Below are 16411 nucleotides of genomic sequence, written 5' to 3' on the forward strand. Positions count from 1 at the left end.
GAGGTCACTCGGCGGCTCATGCCGTCGTCGAAATCGCGGCGGCGTCCGCGTTGTTCCCGCCGTTCACCGGTGTCGCGCCGAACACCATCACCACAGCGAGCACACACCCCAGCAGCGCCGCGCCGCTCAGGCAGATCCCCCAGATCACGCGCGCCCGGCCGACGTGCGGCGCCAGGCGCCGCGCGCGCACCAGCCCCGGGATGCCGAAGCCGACGGACAGGCCGACGCCGGCCAGGATCAGCAGGGCGAGGAGGGGGTCGATGCCGCCGCCGAGGGCGAGCGCCAGCACGACGACGGCGGCGGCGACCACGCCCCCGGCGAGCGACGCAGTGGCGAAACCGTTGCCCGGAGGCGGGCCGGCGACCGGCGCGGAGGGCGCCAGCGGGCGGACCGCGTCGGTCCAGCGGAGGCCGTCCCACCAGCGCTGGAACCGGGTGTCGGCGTCGGGGTACCAGCCGGGCGGCGGCAACTGGCTCATCGGGCTCCTCGATCGGGGTGCACCGACACTATCGCCCGTCGTGCCTGCATCGGAGGATCCTCAGCCTGAAGCACCCGTTCTGGGGGTAGTCACAGGCTGCGGTTCACCTGCTGGTAACCCTCGGCGAGGACAATCTTTCTACCGGGATAGCGGTACGGGGGTTCCGCAGACCGAAGGTCACTCCATGATGCGGGTGACGGTGCGGCCGATCTCATCCACAGGACGGGATGAGACCGGCCGCACCTCTCTTGTTCGAGACCCGAACGTCGTCCCGGTCAGCTCCCCAGCCCGACGCGGTCCACCCGGCGGTGGTAGCGCATGCCGGCCACCCCGCCGAGCACGGCGCCCGCGAGGCTCACGATCGCCACGGCCACCGCGGTGATGATGCCGGTCGCGGTGACGGTGCCCTCGTCGAGCGGGATCCGGGGGAAGCCGTTGATGTTGCCGAGGATGTTGTACTGGGCGCCGAGGATGAGGGTGAGGATGGCGACGACGACCGCGATGATGATCGCCCAGATCCACACCGCGAGGCCTTGGCGGGCGCCGTCGAAGCGGGCCATCCGGCCGGCCACGTAGCCGCCGCAGTAGTACGCGACGAACGCGATCACCACGAGCGCGATCGCGCCGACGACGCCGATCGTCGCGGCGTTCTTGTTGGCTTCGCTCGCGGCGGCGTTACCGCTGCCGCCCGACGCGCCGAACCCCACTGCGGCGCCGGCCGCGGCGACCAGCGCGGTCAGGATGACCGCCATTCCGGTCGCGGTGAGCCAGCCGAAGAAGGCCGCGCCGAACTTCATGCCGCCGAACTCGCTGCGCTCGCGGGCGACCACGTTCTCGCGGAGGGTGCGGTTGCCGTCCACCCGGAGGGCCTCGTCCGTCTCCTCCTGGGTGTCGCTCGGGTAGCGGGCGGCCCGCGGGTACTCGTCCACCGGCTCCTCGTCGAGGGAGCGGTCGTCCACGCGGCGGGTGGGAGCGGGGTCGTCGATCCCGTCCTCCATCGGCTCACCGGCCGCCCGGTGCGCGCCTGCGCTCGTCGCCGTCGCGTCGGCGGGCGCCGCGTCGTACGCCCGGGTCCCCGGCTCGTACGCGCGGGTCTCCGTCGGTTCGTCCGCTGGGGGTCTACGGTCCGTCATCTCGCTGTCTCCTCCACTTTCACCCGCCTGAGCGGCGGGCGCGTCGTCAGATCTGCCGGAGCGGACCGTAGACGCGTTCCGGCCCCGGGGATAGGACCTTGATCCGGTCGGACATCGGGGGTACGAGCGTACAATCGGACCCACTTCAGCAGGAGGCCGGCAGGAGGGAGGCGCCCGATGGGGTGGTTCGCCAGGACACGCCGCGCCGACTCCGTCGCGCTGGCCGAGGACGGCCTGAGCGCGCTGACACTGCTGGCCGTGCTGGAGGAGGCGGTCTCGCACCTGTCGGCCGCCGAGAGCCTCCTGGAGCGGTGCGCCGTGGCGGGGGAGCCGGGTCACCCGGTCGGGGTGCGGCCTTCCGACCGCCGGCTGGGGGTGGCGGATGCACGGCAGGGCCTCCGGCTGCGGATCGCATTCACCCAGCTCTCGCGCTGGCTCGACGGGATGATCTGCGAGCCGGAGCAGGAGCCGCTGCGGGCGGACGCCTCGCGGCTGCTCCGGTTCTACCTGCTGATGGTGACGTACGCGCTGGATGCCGCGTTCACGCCGCCGGCGCGGCAGCACATCGCGATCCGCGGCGGGCACGGCGGCGCTGCGGGGCGGCTGGTCGAGCTGCGCGACCTGGCGCGGGCGGCGGCGGAGTAGGCAGGCGGCGGCTCACCGCGCCTGGTCGCCTGCCTTCGCCTTGCGCGTACGGCCGGCGATCGTGAGCGCCGATCCAGCGCTGATCGCCAGCACGCCGATGACGACGGCGGGGGCGGCGTCCGAACCCGTGTCCGCGAGCTCGCCCGTCGTCGAGGTCGCGCCACCGGACGCGGTGCCACCGGACGCGGCGCCACCCGACGCGGCGGGCGGAGGCGCGGGCGGCGGGGCGACCGCCGCCAGCGCGAAGTCCTGCCCCGTGACCGACTCGCCCGCAGCGGTGATCGTGACGGTGCGCTGCCCGGTCCCGGCGTCGACGAATCCGGTGGGCGGGGTCACTGTGATCGTGTACACGCCTGCGGCGAGGCCTCCCGCCGCATACGTCCCGTCGGCCCCGGTGGTGAGCGGTATCGTCCCGCCCGGTCCCTGGATGCCGACCTCCGCGCCCGCGACCGGCCCGGCCGGAGAGGTCACCGTGCCCTCCACCGCTCCGGAGCGGGTGAGTGCGAAGTCCACGCCGGTCACGTCGGCTGTCGTCACCGTCTCGGTGCGGCTCGATGGGCCGCTGACGCCGTAGCCGGGCGGCGCCGCGACGGTCACGGTGTAGTCGCCTGCTGCGAGTGCGGGCAGCCGGTACGTGCCGTCCGCTTCGGTGACCGCGCTGATCGATCCGCCGGCGGAAGTGGCCGTCACGACGACGCCGGCGACACCGCCGCCCGCGTCCGTCACCCGGCCGGAGAGGTCCGGGCTCGCGCGCAGGGCGAAGTCCACGCCGCCGATCGGGGTCTCCGATCCGGCGGGGACGGTGACGGCGACCGGTCCGCCGACCACCGTGTACCCCGCGGGCACGCCGACGACCTGCACCTGGTACGTGCCGACGGCCGCGGTGTCGAAGAGATAGGCGCCATCGGGACCGGTCGTGGTCGTGACGCCGGGCGCGAGCTGGACGGTCGCGTTCGGGACGGGGTCGCCTCCTTTGTCCCGCACGGTGCCGCCGACGGCGACCGGGACGATGACGTGCATTCCGAAGTCCACCATCGCGTCGGCGGCGGACAGGTCCGCCGGTTTCGTGCGCGCTCCGTCGGCGATCGAGCCGGCTGGAGGCGTGAGCGTGACTGTGTAGCCGTCGCTCGCCTGGACGCCGGTGAACGAGTAGCCGCCGCCCGCATTTGAGGTCGTGGTCGCGACGACGGCGCCGTCTGCGTCGCGCAGGGTGAGCGTGGCCCCGGCCGGCGAGCCGGTCGCGGCCGTGACCGTCCCGGTGATGTCGCGTGCGAGCGAGGCGAACCAGGTCTGGTAGACGGGGAATCCGGAGCGCTGGGTGTAGATGAAGGTCAGCGCCGAGATCGGGGCGTTCGGCTCGAACCAGCCGGCCGAGCCGTTGGTGTCCGCCGCCGCGGCGTTGCCCGTGAGGGTGAGGGTCGCCGGATCCCAGTTCGGGATGTCGGTCGCGGAGCCGGTGCACGACGGCTTGCCTGCAACACCCGGCGCGCAGTAGTTGAACCCGCCGCGGTAGCCGAGCTGCGCCGCCGTCAGCAGCGCGCCGTCCGGCCCGATCGCGCGCACCTGCACCTTGTCGGCGTCGATATCGCCCAGCACGAACGTCCAGCCGGAAGTCGGGGTCGGCGTGGCGAACGAGTAGGTGGTCGTCGACGGCGCGGTGGGGGAGTCTGCCTTGGGCCGGAGGTTGAGGTAGGGCCTGCCCTGGCTGGAGCCGTACTTCGCGCCGACCGGCGTCCCGACGCCGAGCCACGTCGACGTGCCACTGATCACCCCGGTCTGACCCTGGCGGGAGTCCGTCGTCACGCTCGCGGTGATCGCCGGGGTGTTCGCCACCTGGACCGTGAAGGAGTTCGTTCCTGTCGTGCTCCAGCCCGCCCAGAGGCCTGTCGTCGCCGCCGAGGCCGGCGATGCGAGCAGCGCGGGAAAAGCGATCGCCGCGACGATCGCCGCGGGCACCAGCAGCCGAGAGCGCACGCCGCGAATTTACGCCGCATCCGCGGCCGCGTCCAGCACTGTTCGCCGCGCCTGCGTCCACGATCCGCCGGGCTCAGCGTCCCCGGCGCCTCCGGAGCCCGAACCCGATGAGCACCCCGCCGCCGATCGCGACGAGCACCCCGACGCCGCGGACGGCCCACTGCACGTCGCCCGTCGCGGCGTCGACCAGGAGCGGACCGGCGAGCCCCACGACGACGAGCAGGACGCCGACGATGAAGAACCACGGGGACCCGTTCGTCCGTTCGACCATGCCTCCGAGCCTACCGGCGGCCGGCCGTCGCCACCCGGCGTCTCACGCACGGCGGGATTGCAGCGAACCCCGGTAGCGTTGAGCACAGTATGCGCACCGACATCCTCGACCCGGTCCGGCTCCGCTCGGACTTCCCGATCCTCTCCCGTGAGGTGAACGGGCACCCCTTCGTGTACCTCGACTCCGGAGCCACGTCGCAGAAGCCCCGGCAGGTGCTCGACGCCGAACGTGACTTCGCCGAGCGGTACACATCCGCCGTGCACCGCGGCGCCCACACCGTCGCCGGGGAGGCCACCGAGCTGTTCGAGGACGCCCGCACCCGCGTGGCCCGCTTCGTCGGCGCCCGCCCCGAGCAGCTGGTCTGGACCTCCAACGCCACCGAGGGCCTGAACCTCCTCGCCTACGGGATGTCGAACGCGTCCGCCGGCCGTGGCGGCGCGGCGGCCGAGCGGTTCCGGGTCGGCCCGGGCGATGAGCTGGTCGTCACGGAAGCCGAGCACCACGCCAACCTCATCCCGTGGCAGGAGCTGGCCGCGCGCACCGGCGCGACCCTCCGCGTGATCGGGCTGACCGACGACGGGCTGCTGCGGCTCGACCAGGCGACCGAGCTGGTCGGACCGCGAACCAAGGTCGTCGCGTTCACCCACGTCTCCAACGTGCTCGGCGCGATCAACCCGGTCGCCGAGCTCGTCGCACTGGCGCACGCCCAGGGCGCGCTCGCCGTGCTCGACGCGTGCCAGTCCATCCCGCACCTCGCCGTCGACCTCCCGGAGCTCGGCGTGGACTTCGCGGTGTTCTCCGGCCACAAGATGCTCGGCCCGACCGGCATCGGCGCCCTCTACGGCCGCACCGAGCTGCTCGACGCGCTTCCGCCGTTCCTCACCGGCGGCTCCATGATCACCACAGTGACGCTCGACCACGCCGAGTACCTGCCGGCACCGCAGCGCTTCGAGGCCGGCACGCAGCGGGTGTCGCAGGCGGTGGCGCTGGCCGCCGCGGTCGATTACCTCGACGCGGTCGGGATGCCGGCGATCGAGGAGCACGAGGCGGAGCTGGGCGCGCGGATGCTCGCCGGGCTCGCGGCCATCCCCGGCGTGCGGGTGCTCGGCCCCGGCCCGGACGTCGAGCGGGTCGGCCTCGCCAGCTTCGTCGTGGACGGCATCCACGCGCACGACGTCGGCCAGTTCCTGGACGACCGCGGCATCGCGGTGCGCGTGGGCCACCACTGCGCGCAGCCGGTGCACCGCCGATTCGGCGTGACGGCCTCCACCCGGATCAGCTCGTACCTCTACAACACCGAGGACGAGGTGGACGCGGCAGTGGCCGCTGTCGCCGACGCGCGCGACTTCTTCGGAGTGATCGACCGATGAGCGATCTGCAGAACCTGTATCAGCAGGTCATCCTCGACCACGCGCGCGAGAAGCACGGCTACGGCCTGCGGGAGGACGCTGCGGCCAGCTCGCACCAGTACAACCCGACCTGCGGCGACGAGGTCACGGTGGGCGTGCACCCGGACGCGGACGGCCGCATCCACGCGATCAGCTGGGAGGGCCACGGCTGCTCGATCTCGACCGCGTCGGCCTCGCTGCTCAGCGACCTGGTGCACGACACGGACCGTGCCGAGCTGGCCGCGTCGATCGCGGCGTTCCGCGAGCTGATGCAGTCCAAGGGTGCGCTGGAGGGCGACGAGGAGCTGCTGGGCGACGCCGTCGCGCTGGCCGGGGTCTCGCGCTACATCACGCGCGTCAAGTGCGCGATGCTCCCGTGGGTCGCCCTAGAGGACGCCCTCCTCAAGTCCGCGTAACTCACCGCCCTCGGCGGGGGCGGGAGGGTCAGGGGACGGGGGCGAGGTCGACTTCGTCGGCGATGGCCTCCAGGGCGGAGGGCAGCGTCGGGAAGGTGGTGCCGTAGATGAGCCCCGACGGGCCGGCCGCGGTCCAGGTCTCCTGCTTCTTCGCGACCTTGCCGACCAGGTAGCGCCGGTGGCCGCCGAGCGCCTGCCGCTGGGCGATCGGCAGCGTCAGCGGGAACGCGTAGACATCGCCGCGCGGGCTGACCACCAGCTCCCAGCGGGCGCGGCCCGGGTTGAACTTGCTCGTGAAGATGCGCGACATGATGGCCTTTTGTACCCTGCCGCCGCCATCGGTCGCCATGAAGATGACGACCTGTTGCGCGGTCGCGCGTCACGCGGCGTCACAGGGCCGGCACCACGCGCGCTCACCCGCGCCGTCACCTCCGCCGTCCCCCGCCGCCGTCAGTCGCCGAGTCCCTCCAGGAAACCCCGGGTGGGCACGAAGAACGTCGTCCCCGTCGTCGCCGTCGAGAAGTCCAGGATGCGGTCGTGGCTGCCGGGAGGGTCGCCGATGAACATCCGCTCCAGCATCCGCTCGATCACCCACAGCTCACGCGAGTAGCCGATGAAGTAGGTGCCGAACTCGCCGTGGCCCGGCCTCCCGAACGGCATGTTGTCGCGGAGGATGTCGTGTTCGACGCCGTCCTCGTCGGTGATCGTGTTGAGCGTCTTGTGCGCCTTCTGGCCGTGCTCGACGTCCGGCAGCTCGATGTTCTCCACCTTCGTGCGGCCGATCACGCCCTCCTGCGAGGGCACGGGCAGCCGGTTCCAGGAGGCGAGGTCGTGCAGGTACTTCTGCACGACGACATAGCTGCCGCCGGCGTGCGCCGGGTCCTCGTCGCCGACGATCGCGGCGGCCGCCATGTCGCCGCCGGTGGGGTTGGCCGTTCCGTCGACGAAGCCGAGGAGGTCGCGCGCGTCGAAGTAACGGAACCCGACCACCTCATCCACCACCGTCACCGCGTCGCCGAGCGCGTCCAGGAGCTGCCGCTCGAACTCGAAGCAGAAGTCGCCGCGCTCGGCCCGGATGTGGAACAGCAGGTCGCCAGGCGTGGAGACCGCCGTGTGCACAGCGCCCCGGATCTCCGGGAACGGGTGCAGCTCGGCAGGCGACGCGACGTCGGTCAGCCTGCTCCAGAACTCCGCGCCGACGCCGATGTTGCACGACAGGTGGGCGCCCAGGTCGCGGAAGCCCACCGTCTTGACGATGTCGGAGATGTTCGCCACCACATCCCGCGCGGTCGCGGCGGCATCCGGCGTGTCCGCGACGGCGACGACGAGGAAGACGGCCGCGCTGGAGAGCGGCGCGTCGACGCTCTGCGGCTCGATCGGGACGCGCTGCCAGGGGTGATCGCCGGTGGAGTTCGCCATGCGCACACTCTGCCGGAATCGCGCACTCCGCGGTAGGTCCATCCGGGTCGCCGCACGCGGTTTCACCCGCTCTCGATTCGCGGTCGCTGCAAGGACACTGATAGCGTCGAAGGGCTTCGTGCGCCGAACGACTCGGCGCGGGCGAAGTGAACCAGCCCGCGATCAGGGCCGTGCGGCCGCACCGGTGGCCCCGCCAGGATCGTACGGTCGGCTGGCATGGGCGCACCCCGATGGTCGCGCCAGCGACGGTGATTCGCGCGGAAGGCCCGCGCTCGAGTCATGCCTCCGTCGCCGCATGTCGTCGGCCCGGGCGCGACCAGAGTGCGCGTGTCCACCAGACGCGAATCGCGCACCGCGGAGAGACACGTTGTGAGCAACACGATCGCCGTCGAGGCGAGGAACATCTTCAAAGTCTTCGGACGCAAACCCCAGGAGACCGTGCGCCGGCTCCGGCAGGGCGCCAGCAGGAAGGACGTCGCCGGGCTCGGGACGGCCGCCGTCATCGACGCGAGCCTGACCGTCGAGCGCGGCGAGATCTTCGTCGTGATGGGACTGTCCGGCTCGGGCAAGTCCACCCTGATCCGCATCCTGAACGGGCTCCTGGAGCCCACCGCGGGCGAGGTGGAGGTCATGGGCACCACGATCACCGGCCTCGCCGGCGCCAAGCTCCGCGCCGTCCGGCAGCAGCACATCTCGATGGTGTTCCAGCATTTCGCCCTGCTGCCGCACCGCACGGTCCTCGACAACATCGCCTACGGCCTGGAGGTGCGCGGCATGTCCGCTGCCGAGCGCCGCGAGCGCGCGGCCGAGGTGCTGGAGCTGGTCGGGCTCGGCGGCTGGGGCGACAAGCTCCCCGGCGAACTCTCCGGCGGGATGCAGCAGCGCGTCGGCCTCGGCCGGGCGCTCGCCGCCGACACCGACGTCCTGCTGATGGACGAGGCGTTCTCGGCGCTCGACCCGCTGATCCGGCGCGAGATGCAGGAGCAGCTCCTCGAGCTGCAGAGCTCGCTCGGCAAGACCATCGTCTTCATCACGCACGACCTCAACGAGGCGATGTTCCTCGGCGACCGGATCGCCGTGATGCGGGACGGCCGGATCGTCCAGACCGGGACGCCGGAGGAGATCCTCACCGACCCCGCCAACGACTACGTCGCCAGCTTCGTGCAGGACGTCGACCGCGCCCGCGTGCTGACCGCCGCGAGCGTCATGGAGCCGGCGCGCGCGCTGGTCACCGTCGCCGGCGGACCCCGCGCGGCGATGCGGACGATGCGCGACCTCCAGACCTCCGCCGCGTTCGTCGTCGGCCAGGGCCGGCGGCTGCTCGGGGCCGTGCGCGACCGGGACGTGATGCGCCAGGTGCGCGACGGGCAGGGCGACCTGACCGAGGCGATCGACGCGGACATCGCGACGGTGTCCCGCGACGAAGTGCTGAGCGAGCTGGTCGAGCCCGCCGTCGGCAGCGCCCTCCCGCTCGCCGTGGTGGACGACGAACGCCGCCTGCTCGGTGTGATCCCGCGGGTCACCCTGCTCGCGGCGCTCGGGAACGTCACGAGCGACACCACCGAGATCCCGGTCGTGGTCGAGCCTCCGGCCACCGTGCCGGTGGACGCGATGACGCTGGCCCTGCGCGAGTCCGCCGGGGGCGACCCCATCCCGGTCATGGCGGACGAGGCGGAGGTGGTCGCGTGAACACGGCCCACCTGATCCCGCTCGGCGAGTGGGCGACTGCGGTCGTCGATTTCGTCACCACCACCTTCGGCGGCCTGTTCGACGTCATCCGCCTGGTCTTCACCGGGATGTACGACGGCGTCGACTGGGCGCTGCAGACGCCGCCGTTCTGGGGTGTCATCCTCATCGTCGCGATCCTCGCGGTCTGGCTGCGCGGCTGGGTCTTCGGTGCGGGCACCGTGCTCGGGCTGCTGCTCATCGCCGGGATCGGCCAGTGGCCGAACGCGATGGACACCCTCGCGCTGGTGCTGGTCTCCTCGGCCATCGCGATCGCGCTGAGCGTGCCGCTCGGTATCCTCGCCGCGCGGTCGCGGGTGGCGTCGGCGATCATCCGGCCGGTGCTCGACTTCATGCAGACGATGCCCGCGTTCGTGTACCTGATCCCGGCGCTCATCCTGTTCCGGGTGGGCGTGGTGCCCGGCATGGTCGCGACCATCGTGTTCGCGATGGCCCCGGGCGTCCGGCTCACCGAGCTCGGCATCCGCGGCGTCGACACCGAGCTGGTGGAGGCCGGACGCGCGTTCGGCTCGCCGCCGCGGCGCATCCTGCGCCAGATCCAGCTGCCGCTCGCCATGCCGTCGATCCTCGCCGGCGTCAACCAGGTCATCATGTTGTCGCTCTCGATGGTCGTCATCGCCGGCATGGTCGGCGGTGGAGGCCTCGGCCGCGACATCGTCCAGGCGCTCAGCCGCGTGGACGTCGGGCTCGGCTTCGAGGCGGGCATCGCCGTCGTCATCCTGGCGATCGTGCTCGACCGGCTCACCGCCGCTGTCGGCAAGGCCAGACTGCGGATGCCGAAGCGCGCGCTCGCGGTGCTCGGCGCCGGCCTGCTCGTCGTGATCGGCGGGACGGCCGTGACTGCGGCCTCCACTGCGGGCGGCAGCAAGGGCAACGTGAAGGTCGCCGTGTTCAACGGCTGGCCGGAGGGCGAGGCGGCGTCGTACCTGTGGAAGCACGTGCTGGAGCGCGAAGGCTACCAGGTGGACTTCGAGTACGCCGACGCCGGGCCGGCGTTCGCCGGGCTCAGCACCGGCGACTACGACGTCGCGTTCGACGGCTGGCTGCCGACCACGCACGCCCAGTACATGAAGACGTACGGCGCGCACCTGACTGACCTGGGCGCCTGGAACGACGAGGCGAAGCTGACCATCGCGGTCAACAAGAACGCGCCGATCGACTCGCTCGATCAGCTCGCGTCGCACTCTTCCGAGTTCGGCAACCGGCTGGTCGGCATCGAGCCGGGCGCCGGGCTCACGGAGGCGACCCAGAAGAAGGTCATCCCGGAGTACGGGCTGGGGAAGATGAACTTCGTCACGTCCTCCACGCCCGCGATGCTCGCCGAGCTGTCGAGCGCGATGAAGAAGCACGACAACATCGCCGTGACGCTGTGGCGCCCGCACTGGGCGTACGACCAGTGGAACCTGAAGGACCTCAAGGACCCGAAGAACACGCTGGGCGCGGCGGAGTCCATCCACTCGATCGCGAGCAAGGACTTCCCGCAGAAGTTCCCGCAGATCACCACGTGGGTCAAGAAGTTCCGGATGAAGTCGGACATGCTCTACTCGCTCGAGAACGCGATGTACAACGGCAAGGCCGACTCCAGTCAGTACGACGCCATCGTCGAGAAGTGGATGAACGCGCACTCCGCGTACGTCGACTCGCTCACGAAGTAGTCGCCCGCGAGAGGGCCATTCCTCCAGCCTCTACGCTGGAGGGATGACCCTCCCCGCCGGCGACACCGTCGTCACCTACCCCGACGGCGACCTCGCCTCCACCGGAACCGTGCTGCACGTCGAGCCCCTCGCCGACGGCCGCAGCGCGGTGATCCTCGACCGCACCGCCTTTCACGCGGTCGACCCGGTCTGGCCGGACCAGCCCGCCGACACCGGCACGCTGACCGTCGCAGGCAGGACCGTCGCGGTCGTCGGCGCGGTCGTCGGCGCGACCGACGGGACGGCGCTGCACATCGGCGACGCCCCCGTGCGCACCGGGACCGAGGGCTGGTCGTTCCTGGTCTGCCACCTGGTGGAGGACGCGACCGGCATCGAGCCTGGCGTCTCGGCCGAGGTGACGGTCGACGCGGAGACGCGCCTGGGGCTCTCCCTGGGCCATACGGCCTGCCACCTGGCATCCCTGGCGCTGGATGAGGCGCTCTCCGGTCTCTGGACGAAGGAGGTCCCGCTCGACGGGCGCGGTCAGCCGGCGTTCGACCAGCTCGCCATCGCCTCCTCGCGCATCCTCCCGGACGGGTCGGTGGACGAGTACCGCATCGGCAAGAGCCTGCGGAAGAAGGGCTTCGCAGCCGCTGAGCTCCCTGCGGCGCTCGATGAGGTGACCGACGCCGCCAACGCGCGGCTGGCCGGATGGGTGGCGGCCGGGGAGGGCGTGGCCATCTCTATCGAGCGCGACGGCGACGGGCTGGGGGAGCGCAGGCGCTGGCGTGCGGAGCTGCCGGACGGCGTGGTCGTCATCCCGTGCGGCGGAACACACCTGCACTCGCTGGCCGAGGTCGCGGCCATCCGCGTGGAGCTCGACTACGACGGGGAGGCGGCGTCGCTCACGATGCGGACGACCGCCGTCCCGGTCTGACGCACCGGATCAGCGGGTCAGCACCGACACGACCGGCAGGGCGACGGCGACCGCGCCGAGCGCGACCGCGAGCATCCAGCCGGCGCGCACGAGCTGCGCGGTCCTGACCTCGCGCTCGATGACCGCGAAGCGTTCCACCGTGTCGGCGGACGAGTCCACCGGTCGCCAGGTCGCCGGGTCGTCGAACAGCCGGGCCACGTCGGCGATCGTGGCGGCGTCCAGCACGGCCGGGCGCCGGGTCAGCCATCGGACGAGCTGCTCGGCGCGCAGCACCAGCACCCGGCGCGGCTGCTGCCGCACCGTGACTTCCTTGGTCCCGACGAGCGCCACCACGCCCGTGACGGGCGCAGCGATGCCCGCCTGTGCGAGCACGCCGCGCACACGGGAGGCCTCCAGGTCGGAGTTGCGCAGGTACGGCTGCTTCTGACCGGCCACCAGCACCGCGCGCTCGCCCACCCACACGCGCTGGCCGCGGTGGTGTTTCGTGTTGACGACGAACACGCCGGCCGGGCCGACCACGATGTGGTCGACGTCGGAGACCGCGCCGGAGGCGTCGGGGCGCGTCCCGACCGGGATGGCGTGGAAGACGCTCCAGCCCTCCGGCAGCCGGTCGAGCACCGCGCCCACCTCGCGCTCGCCGAGCGCGCCCGCGAACCAGGGTGCGGTGTCCTCGCCGATCGGCCGGGCGCCGAGGGCGCGGGCGAGAGTGGACCGCGGCGGCGCCTGCGCGTGCAGGCGCACCACCTGCTCCATCACCGCGGCGCCTGCGGCGCGGTCGCGCATGCGCGTCGTGCGCCGTCCGTCGTCGTTCATCCCCGCCAGCGTACGGACGCGCGGGAGGTCGCCCCAGTCCCCAGTGAGGGACGACCGCAGCGGCCTACCCCTGGCCGGGTGCCCCCTCGCCGCGGGGCACGTCGGCGTCGGGATCGCCGCCGCTGACGCTCAGCTCCTCGTCGGGCAGCCGCTCCTCGAGCGAGTCGTTGCGGCTCGCGATCTCCTCCAGGGCGTCCTCGGGCGTATCCCCGAGGCCGGAGACCTTGTCGCGGAGCTCGTGCTCCCGGGACTCGGGAGGCTCCGGCGCGTCGTTTCGATCCGTCATGCGGCGCACTCTACGCCGAGCCGGGCCGCCTCAGACCATGATGTCGACGGCGTAGACCTGATCGGTGGGATGACCGGACTTCTCGTGCACCCGCATCACCGCCTCCTTCGACGGCCCGGTCGACAGGCAGAACACCTTGCCGCTCTCCGGGTCGAGCCAGGCGGTCTCGAAGTGCACGCCCTCCTCGCCCTCGACCGCCAGGTCGGCGGCGTGGGCCTCGGCGAGCTGGTCCTCGGTGACGCCGACGAATCCGTCGTGGATGTCCATGAATCGTGCCATGATCGGCTCCTTCTCCTCGTGCGCGGAGGATCCTCCCCGCGACGGCCCGAGTCTCCTCGCGCGGGCGCGGCGGTGGCATCGGTCATCCGACCGATCCCGGTGCGTCACGCGTTCGCGCGGCGCTATGCTTCGCGCATGGATGCGGCGCCGGCGTCGTTCCGGGGCGCCGAACGCGTGTGCCCGGTGTTCGTGGGCAGGGAGGACCTGCTCGCGCTGGCCCGCCGCCGTCTGGCCGCCGCACGTGACGGCAGCGGAGGCCTGCTGCTCATCGCCGGCGAAGCCGGGATCGGCAAGTCGCGGCTGATGGAGGAGGTTGTCGCACTGAGCGCTGTGCGCCGGGTTCACGCCGACGCGTACGCGGACGACCGCGAGACCCCTGGCATGCTGCTGCTCGGCGTCGCCGCATCGCTCGCGGACGCCGGGGACGGCCCCGCGGCCGAGCGGATCAGGGGCTTGGTGCTGCGCGGCGACGCGGCCGACGGCGCCGACCCCGGACCAGGCCGAGACGCGACGCGCTCGACCCGCCGCCGCCTCCTGGTCGCCGAGCTGGCGGCCACCCTCGCCACGGCGCTCACGCTGCCGACGATCCTCGCGCTGGAGGACGTGCACTGGGCCGACCAGCTCACCCTCGACGTCCTCCGCCGGGTGGCGGTCGCCGTGCGCGAGCGGCCGTGCCTCCTCGTGGCGACCTTCCGCACCGAGGATCCGGAGGTCGCGGCCGAGGCCACCGCGTGGCGACTCGACCTGGTGGGGCATCGCCTCGCGGAGGAGGTGCGACCCTCGCGCCTGGGCAGCGAGGGGGTCTCGCGCATGCTCGCCGCGATCCGCGGCGCCGAGCCGTCCGCCGAGGAGACCGAGCGGCTGCACGCGGTGAGCGACGGCATCCCGCTGCACGTGGAGGAGCTGCTCGCCGAGGGCTCCGACGGCGCTCCGGAGACGGTCGCCGCGGCCGTGCTGGCCCGCACGCGCACCCTCGCCCCGGCGTCGTCCGCGGTGCTGGAGGCGGCCGCGGTGATCGGGCGCGAGTCCGATGTCCGGCTGCTGACGGTGGTCGTCGGCGACGACTGGGATCGCACCGCGCGGGAGGCCGCCCTCGACGACCTCGTGGCGCAGCACCTGCTGGTCCGCGCGGCGACGGGCACCTACGGCTTCCGGCACGCGCTCATCCGGGACGCGGTGTACTCCGCCGTGCCGTCCGCACGCAGGCGCCTTCTGCACGGCCGCGTCGTCGACGCCGGCGCCGGGCTTTCCGACGCGCTGCTCTCCCTGCACGCCGAGCGGGCGGGGAGGGCCCGGGAGGCGTACGCACTCGCCCGGCGGGCTGCCGAGCGGGCCTCCACGCTCTCCGCGCATCGCGAGGCCGCCGACCTCTACCGCCGCTCGCAGCGGACGATGCCGCTCGCGGTGGGCGGCCGCGACCGCGCCGACCTCCTGCGCCGGCTGGGAGCCGAGCTCGCCGCCGTCGACGCCAACCGGGAGGCCGAGGCCGAGCTCGCGCGGGCCATCGAGCTGTATCGCGCCGCCGGACTCGCACGGGAGGCCGCCGCCGTCGTCCCTGCACTCGTCGCCGCGCGCCACCTGCTCGGAGCCGACTATCCCTCGCGGGTGGCCGACCTCCGTGCCGCGCTCGGCTGGATCGACGGCGACGAGGACGCGGAGGCCGTCCAGGTGCGCGGGCGCCTCCTCGCCGCGCAGGCGGCCGCCGCCATGCTCGAGCGGCGGCTGGACGACGCACGCAGGGTCGCCCTGGAGGCACGGGAGCTCCTGACCGCGGAGAGCGACCGGATCGGCCTCGACGCCACCCTCGGCTCGGTGCTGGTGTTCGCGGGGGAGGGCGAGCCCGCCTGGGACCTGCTGCGCGGGGCGGCGGAGCAGGGCGCGGCGCACGGCCGGGAGGAGGCGGCCGCCCGCGCGTACCGCATGCTCGGGTCGAGCGCGTCGGTGCTCCTGCAGTACGGGCGCGGCGCCGAGTGGCTGGCCGACGGGATCGCGTACGCCGAGCGCATCGAGCGCTGGAACGACGCGCACTACCTCACCGCGCACCTCGCGCACGTCCGCTGGGCCGGCGGCGACCTCCGCGCTGCGGCCGAGCTCGCCGGCCACGCCCTCGCGGACGGCCGGGGCGGCATCACCACGGAGGTGACCGCCCTGCACGTCCTCGGCTACTGCGCCCTGTCGTCCGGCGACCTCGCTCGGGCCGGCGAGCTGCTGCGCCGGGCGGAGGGGATCGGCGAGCGGATGCAGGAGCTGCAGCGGCTGTCGCCCGCGCTCTGGGGGCTGGCCGAGACGGCGCTGCTCGCGGACGACCCGGCTGGGGCGGTCGGTTACTGCGAGCGCGGCGCGGCCGAGTCGCACCGCGTCGAGGACTCCGCCTACGCGTTCCCGTTCGCGGTCACCGGCGTGCGGGCGCACCTGGCGGCAGGCGACGTCGCCGCAGCGCGGTCGTGGCTGGAGCGGGTGGGCGTCCTGGTGGAGCGACGGCGGATCCCCGGGACCGAGTTCGCGCTCCAGCACGCCGCGGGCGTCCTTGCGCTGCGCGAGCGGCGTCCCTCCGACGCCAGAGAGCTGCTGGAGTCGGCCTCCGCCGGCTGGGACGCGCTGGGCCGCTGGTGGGAGGGCACGCACGCGATCCTGGACCGCGCCGAGTGCGCGCGCCGAACCCGCAGCCCGGCGGAGGCCGCCGCACTGGTCGCCGAGGCGCGGACACGGGCGCGCGGGACGGTCCTCGAGCGCCGGGCCGACGAGCTGGCCGCCCGGCTGGCCGAGGGCGTCGAGCCGTCCACGCTCAGCGCGCGGGAGGAGGAGGTCGCCGCGCAGATCGCGGGAGGCGCGACCAACCGGGAGATCGCAGCCGCCCTCCACATCGCCCCGAAGACCGTCTCGACGCACGTGGAGCACATCCTCGCCAAGCTCGGCGCCTCCCGTCGATCCGAGATCGCGGCCTGGGCGGCAGGGCGCGGGGCTTGACGGACGGCGTGCCCGCCGGTCTACC

Annotated in this window: 16 protein-coding genes; 7 read left to right on the forward strand and 9 right to left on the reverse strand. The window is 73.1% G+C overall.

Annotated features, from left to right (window positions below; all coding sequences use genetic code 11):
* Positions 1-16: 16 nt before the first annotated feature.
* Both ABH923_RS20130 and ABH923_RS20135 read right to left on the reverse strand, forming a co-directional pair.
* Entirely contained in the window at positions 17-478 is a 462-nt protein-coding gene (locus ABH923_RS20130; protein WP_370057167.1) for a DUF2510 domain-containing protein, read from the reverse strand.
* 275 nt (positions 479-753) lie between these two features.
* Positions 754-1611 (reverse strand): hypothetical protein, encoded by an 858-nt coding sequence (locus ABH923_RS20135; protein ID WP_370057168.1) that lies wholly within the window; start codon positions 1609-1611, stop codon positions 754-756.
* Between the two features lie 177 nt (positions 1612-1788).
* Between ABH923_RS20135 and ABH923_RS20140 the strand changes: the two genes are divergently transcribed.
* Entirely contained in the window at positions 1789-2256 is a 468-nt protein-coding gene (locus ABH923_RS20140; RefSeq protein ID WP_370057169.1) for a hypothetical protein, read from the forward strand.
* 12 nt (positions 2257-2268) lie between these two features.
* On the opposite strand, the gene ABH923_RS20145 is transcribed toward ABH923_RS20140, so the two are convergent.
* Positions 2269-4230: a collagen binding domain-containing protein gene (locus ABH923_RS20145; RefSeq protein WP_370057170.1), complete on the reverse strand. Its 1962-nt coding sequence runs from the start codon at positions 4228-4230 to the stop codon at positions 2269-2271.
* 73 nt (positions 4231-4303) lie between these two features.
* Positions 4304-4501, reverse strand: a complete 198-nt coding sequence (locus tag ABH923_RS20150; RefSeq protein ID WP_370057171.1) for a hypothetical protein — start codon at positions 4499-4501, stop codon at positions 4304-4306.
* 89 nt (positions 4502-4590) lie between these two features.
* Here ABH923_RS20150 and ABH923_RS20155 point away from each other — a divergent pair, with 89 nt between their 5' ends.
* Both ABH923_RS20155 and sufU read left to right on the forward strand, forming a co-directional pair.
* The gene (locus tag ABH923_RS20155; RefSeq protein WP_370057172.1) at positions 4591-5871 is read left to right on the forward strand and encodes a SufS family cysteine desulfurase; all 1281 of its coding nucleotides are present in this window, start codon (positions 4591-4593) and stop codon (positions 5869-5871) included.
* Positions 5868-6305 (forward strand): Fe-S cluster assembly sulfur transfer protein SufU, encoded by a 438-nt coding sequence (gene sufU, locus ABH923_RS20160; RefSeq protein ID WP_370057173.1) that lies wholly within the window; start codon positions 5868-5870, stop codon positions 6303-6305. The genes ABH923_RS20155 and sufU overlap by 4 nt, the downstream gene beginning before the upstream one ends.
* Positions 6306-6333: 28 nt before the next feature.
* Here sufU and ABH923_RS20165 read toward each other — a convergent pair whose 3' ends face one another.
* On the reverse strand, positions 6334-6615 hold the full coding sequence (locus tag ABH923_RS20165; RefSeq protein ID WP_370057174.1) for a hypothetical protein: 282 nt from the start codon (positions 6613-6615) through the stop codon (positions 6334-6336).
* A 140-nt stretch (positions 6616-6755) separates the two neighbouring features.
* Positions 6756-7724: a Dyp-type peroxidase gene (locus ABH923_RS20170; RefSeq protein WP_370057175.1), complete on the reverse strand. Its 969-nt coding sequence runs from the start codon at positions 7722-7724 to the stop codon at positions 6756-6758.
* Between the two features lie 369 nt (positions 7725-8093).
* On the opposite strand from ABH923_RS20170, the gene ABH923_RS20175 reads away from it, so the two are divergent.
* Genes ABH923_RS20175 through ABH923_RS20185 form a run of 3 tightly spaced genes read left to right on the forward strand, consistent with a single transcriptional unit; the run spans position 8094 to position 12041 of the window.
* Positions 8094-9413, forward strand: coding sequence for a glycine betaine/L-proline ABC transporter ATP-binding protein (locus ABH923_RS20175; RefSeq protein ID WP_370057176.1), 1320 nt, complete (start codon positions 8094-8096; stop codon positions 9411-9413).
* Complete coding sequence (locus tag ABH923_RS20180; protein ID WP_370057177.1) at positions 9410-11125, forward strand: ABC transporter permease/substrate binding protein; 1716 nt, start codon at positions 9410-9412, stop codon at positions 11123-11125. Before ABH923_RS20175 ends, ABH923_RS20180 begins: the two co-directional genes overlap by 4 nt.
* A 43-nt stretch (positions 11126-11168) precedes the next feature.
* A complete protein-coding gene (locus ABH923_RS20185; RefSeq protein ID WP_370057178.1) occupies positions 11169-12041 on the forward strand; it encodes a metal-dependent hydrolase in 873 nt (290 codons plus the stop codon).
* Between the two features lie 9 nt (positions 12042-12050).
* Here ABH923_RS20185 and ABH923_RS20190 read toward each other — a convergent pair whose 3' ends face one another.
* The 3 genes from ABH923_RS20190 to ABH923_RS20200 all read right to left on the reverse strand — a co-directional run bounded on the left by ABH923_RS20190 (position 12051) and on the right by ABH923_RS20200 (position 13419).
* Entirely contained in the window at positions 12051-12854 is an 804-nt protein-coding gene (locus ABH923_RS20190; RefSeq protein ID WP_370057179.1) for a nuclease-related domain-containing protein, read from the reverse strand.
* Positions 12855-12918: 64 nt separating this feature from the next.
* Positions 12919-13140: a hypothetical protein gene (locus tag ABH923_RS20195; RefSeq protein ID WP_370057180.1), complete on the reverse strand. Its 222-nt coding sequence runs from the start codon at positions 13138-13140 to the stop codon at positions 12919-12921.
* A 30-nt stretch (positions 13141-13170) separates the two neighbouring features.
* Complete coding sequence (locus ABH923_RS20200; RefSeq protein ID WP_370057181.1) at positions 13171-13419, reverse strand: SCO4226 family nickel-binding protein; 249 nt, start codon at positions 13417-13419, stop codon at positions 13171-13173.
* Positions 13420-13554: 135 nt separating this feature from the next.
* Between ABH923_RS20200 and ABH923_RS20205 the strand changes: the two genes are divergently transcribed.
* Positions 13555-16386 carry an AAA family ATPase gene (locus ABH923_RS20205; protein ID WP_370057182.1) on the forward strand — a complete coding sequence of 944 codons (2832 nt, stop codon included), beginning with the start codon at positions 13555-13557 and terminating at the stop codon, positions 16384-16386.
* Positions 16387-16411 lie beyond the last annotated feature (25 nt).

The organism is Leifsonia sp. EB41 (genome assembly GCF_041262565.1).
GTDB lineage: Bacteria > Actinomycetota > Actinomycetes > Actinomycetales > Microbacteriaceae > Leifsonia.

Bases quoted from the DNA above. Each gene is read 5' to 3' on its own strand.
- ABH923_RS20130 (WP_370057167.1), bottom strand. From the start codon at position 478: ATGAGCCAGTTGCCGCCGCCCGGCTGGTACCCCGACGCCGACACCCGG.
- ABH923_RS20135 (WP_370057168.1), bottom strand. From the start codon at position 1,611: ATGACGGACCGTAGACCCCCAGCGGACGAACCGACGGAGACCCGCGCG.
- ABH923_RS20140 (WP_370057169.1), top strand. From the start codon at position 1,789: ATGGGGTGGTTCGCCAGGACACGCCGCGCCGACTCCGTCGCGCTGGCC.
- ABH923_RS20150 (WP_370057171.1), bottom strand. From the start codon at position 4,501: ATGGTCGAACGGACGAACGGGTCCCCGTGGTTCTTCATCGTCGGCGTC.
- ABH923_RS20155 (WP_370057172.1), top strand. From the start codon at position 4,591: ATGCGCACCGACATCCTCGACCCGGTCCGGCTCCGCTCGGACTTCCCG.
- sufU (WP_370057173.1), top strand. From the start codon at position 5,868: ATGAGCGATCTGCAGAACCTGTATCAGCAGGTCATCCTCGACCACGCG.
- ABH923_RS20165 (WP_370057174.1), bottom strand. From the start codon at position 6,615: ATGTCGCGCATCTTCACGAGCAAGTTCAACCCGGGCCGCGCCCGCTGG.
- ABH923_RS20170 (WP_370057175.1), bottom strand. From the start codon at position 7,724: ATGGCGAACTCCACCGGCGATCACCCCTGGCAGCGCGTCCCGATCGAG.
- ABH923_RS20185 (WP_370057178.1), top strand. From the start codon at position 11,169: ATGACCCTCCCCGCCGGCGACACCGTCGTCACCTACCCCGACGGCGAC.
- ABH923_RS20190 (WP_370057179.1), bottom strand. From the start codon at position 12,854: ATGAACGACGACGGACGGCGCACGACGCGCATGCGCGACCGCGCCGCA.
- ABH923_RS20195 (WP_370057180.1), bottom strand. From the start codon at position 13,140: ATGACGGATCGAAACGACGCGCCGGAGCCTCCCGAGTCCCGGGAGCAC.
- ABH923_RS20200 (WP_370057181.1), bottom strand. From the start codon at position 13,419: ATGGCACGATTCATGGACATCCACGACGGATTCGTCGGCGTCACCGAG.
- ABH923_RS20205 (WP_370057182.1), top strand. From the start codon at position 13,555: ATGGATGCGGCGCCGGCGTCGTTCCGGGGCGCCGAACGCGTGTGCCCG.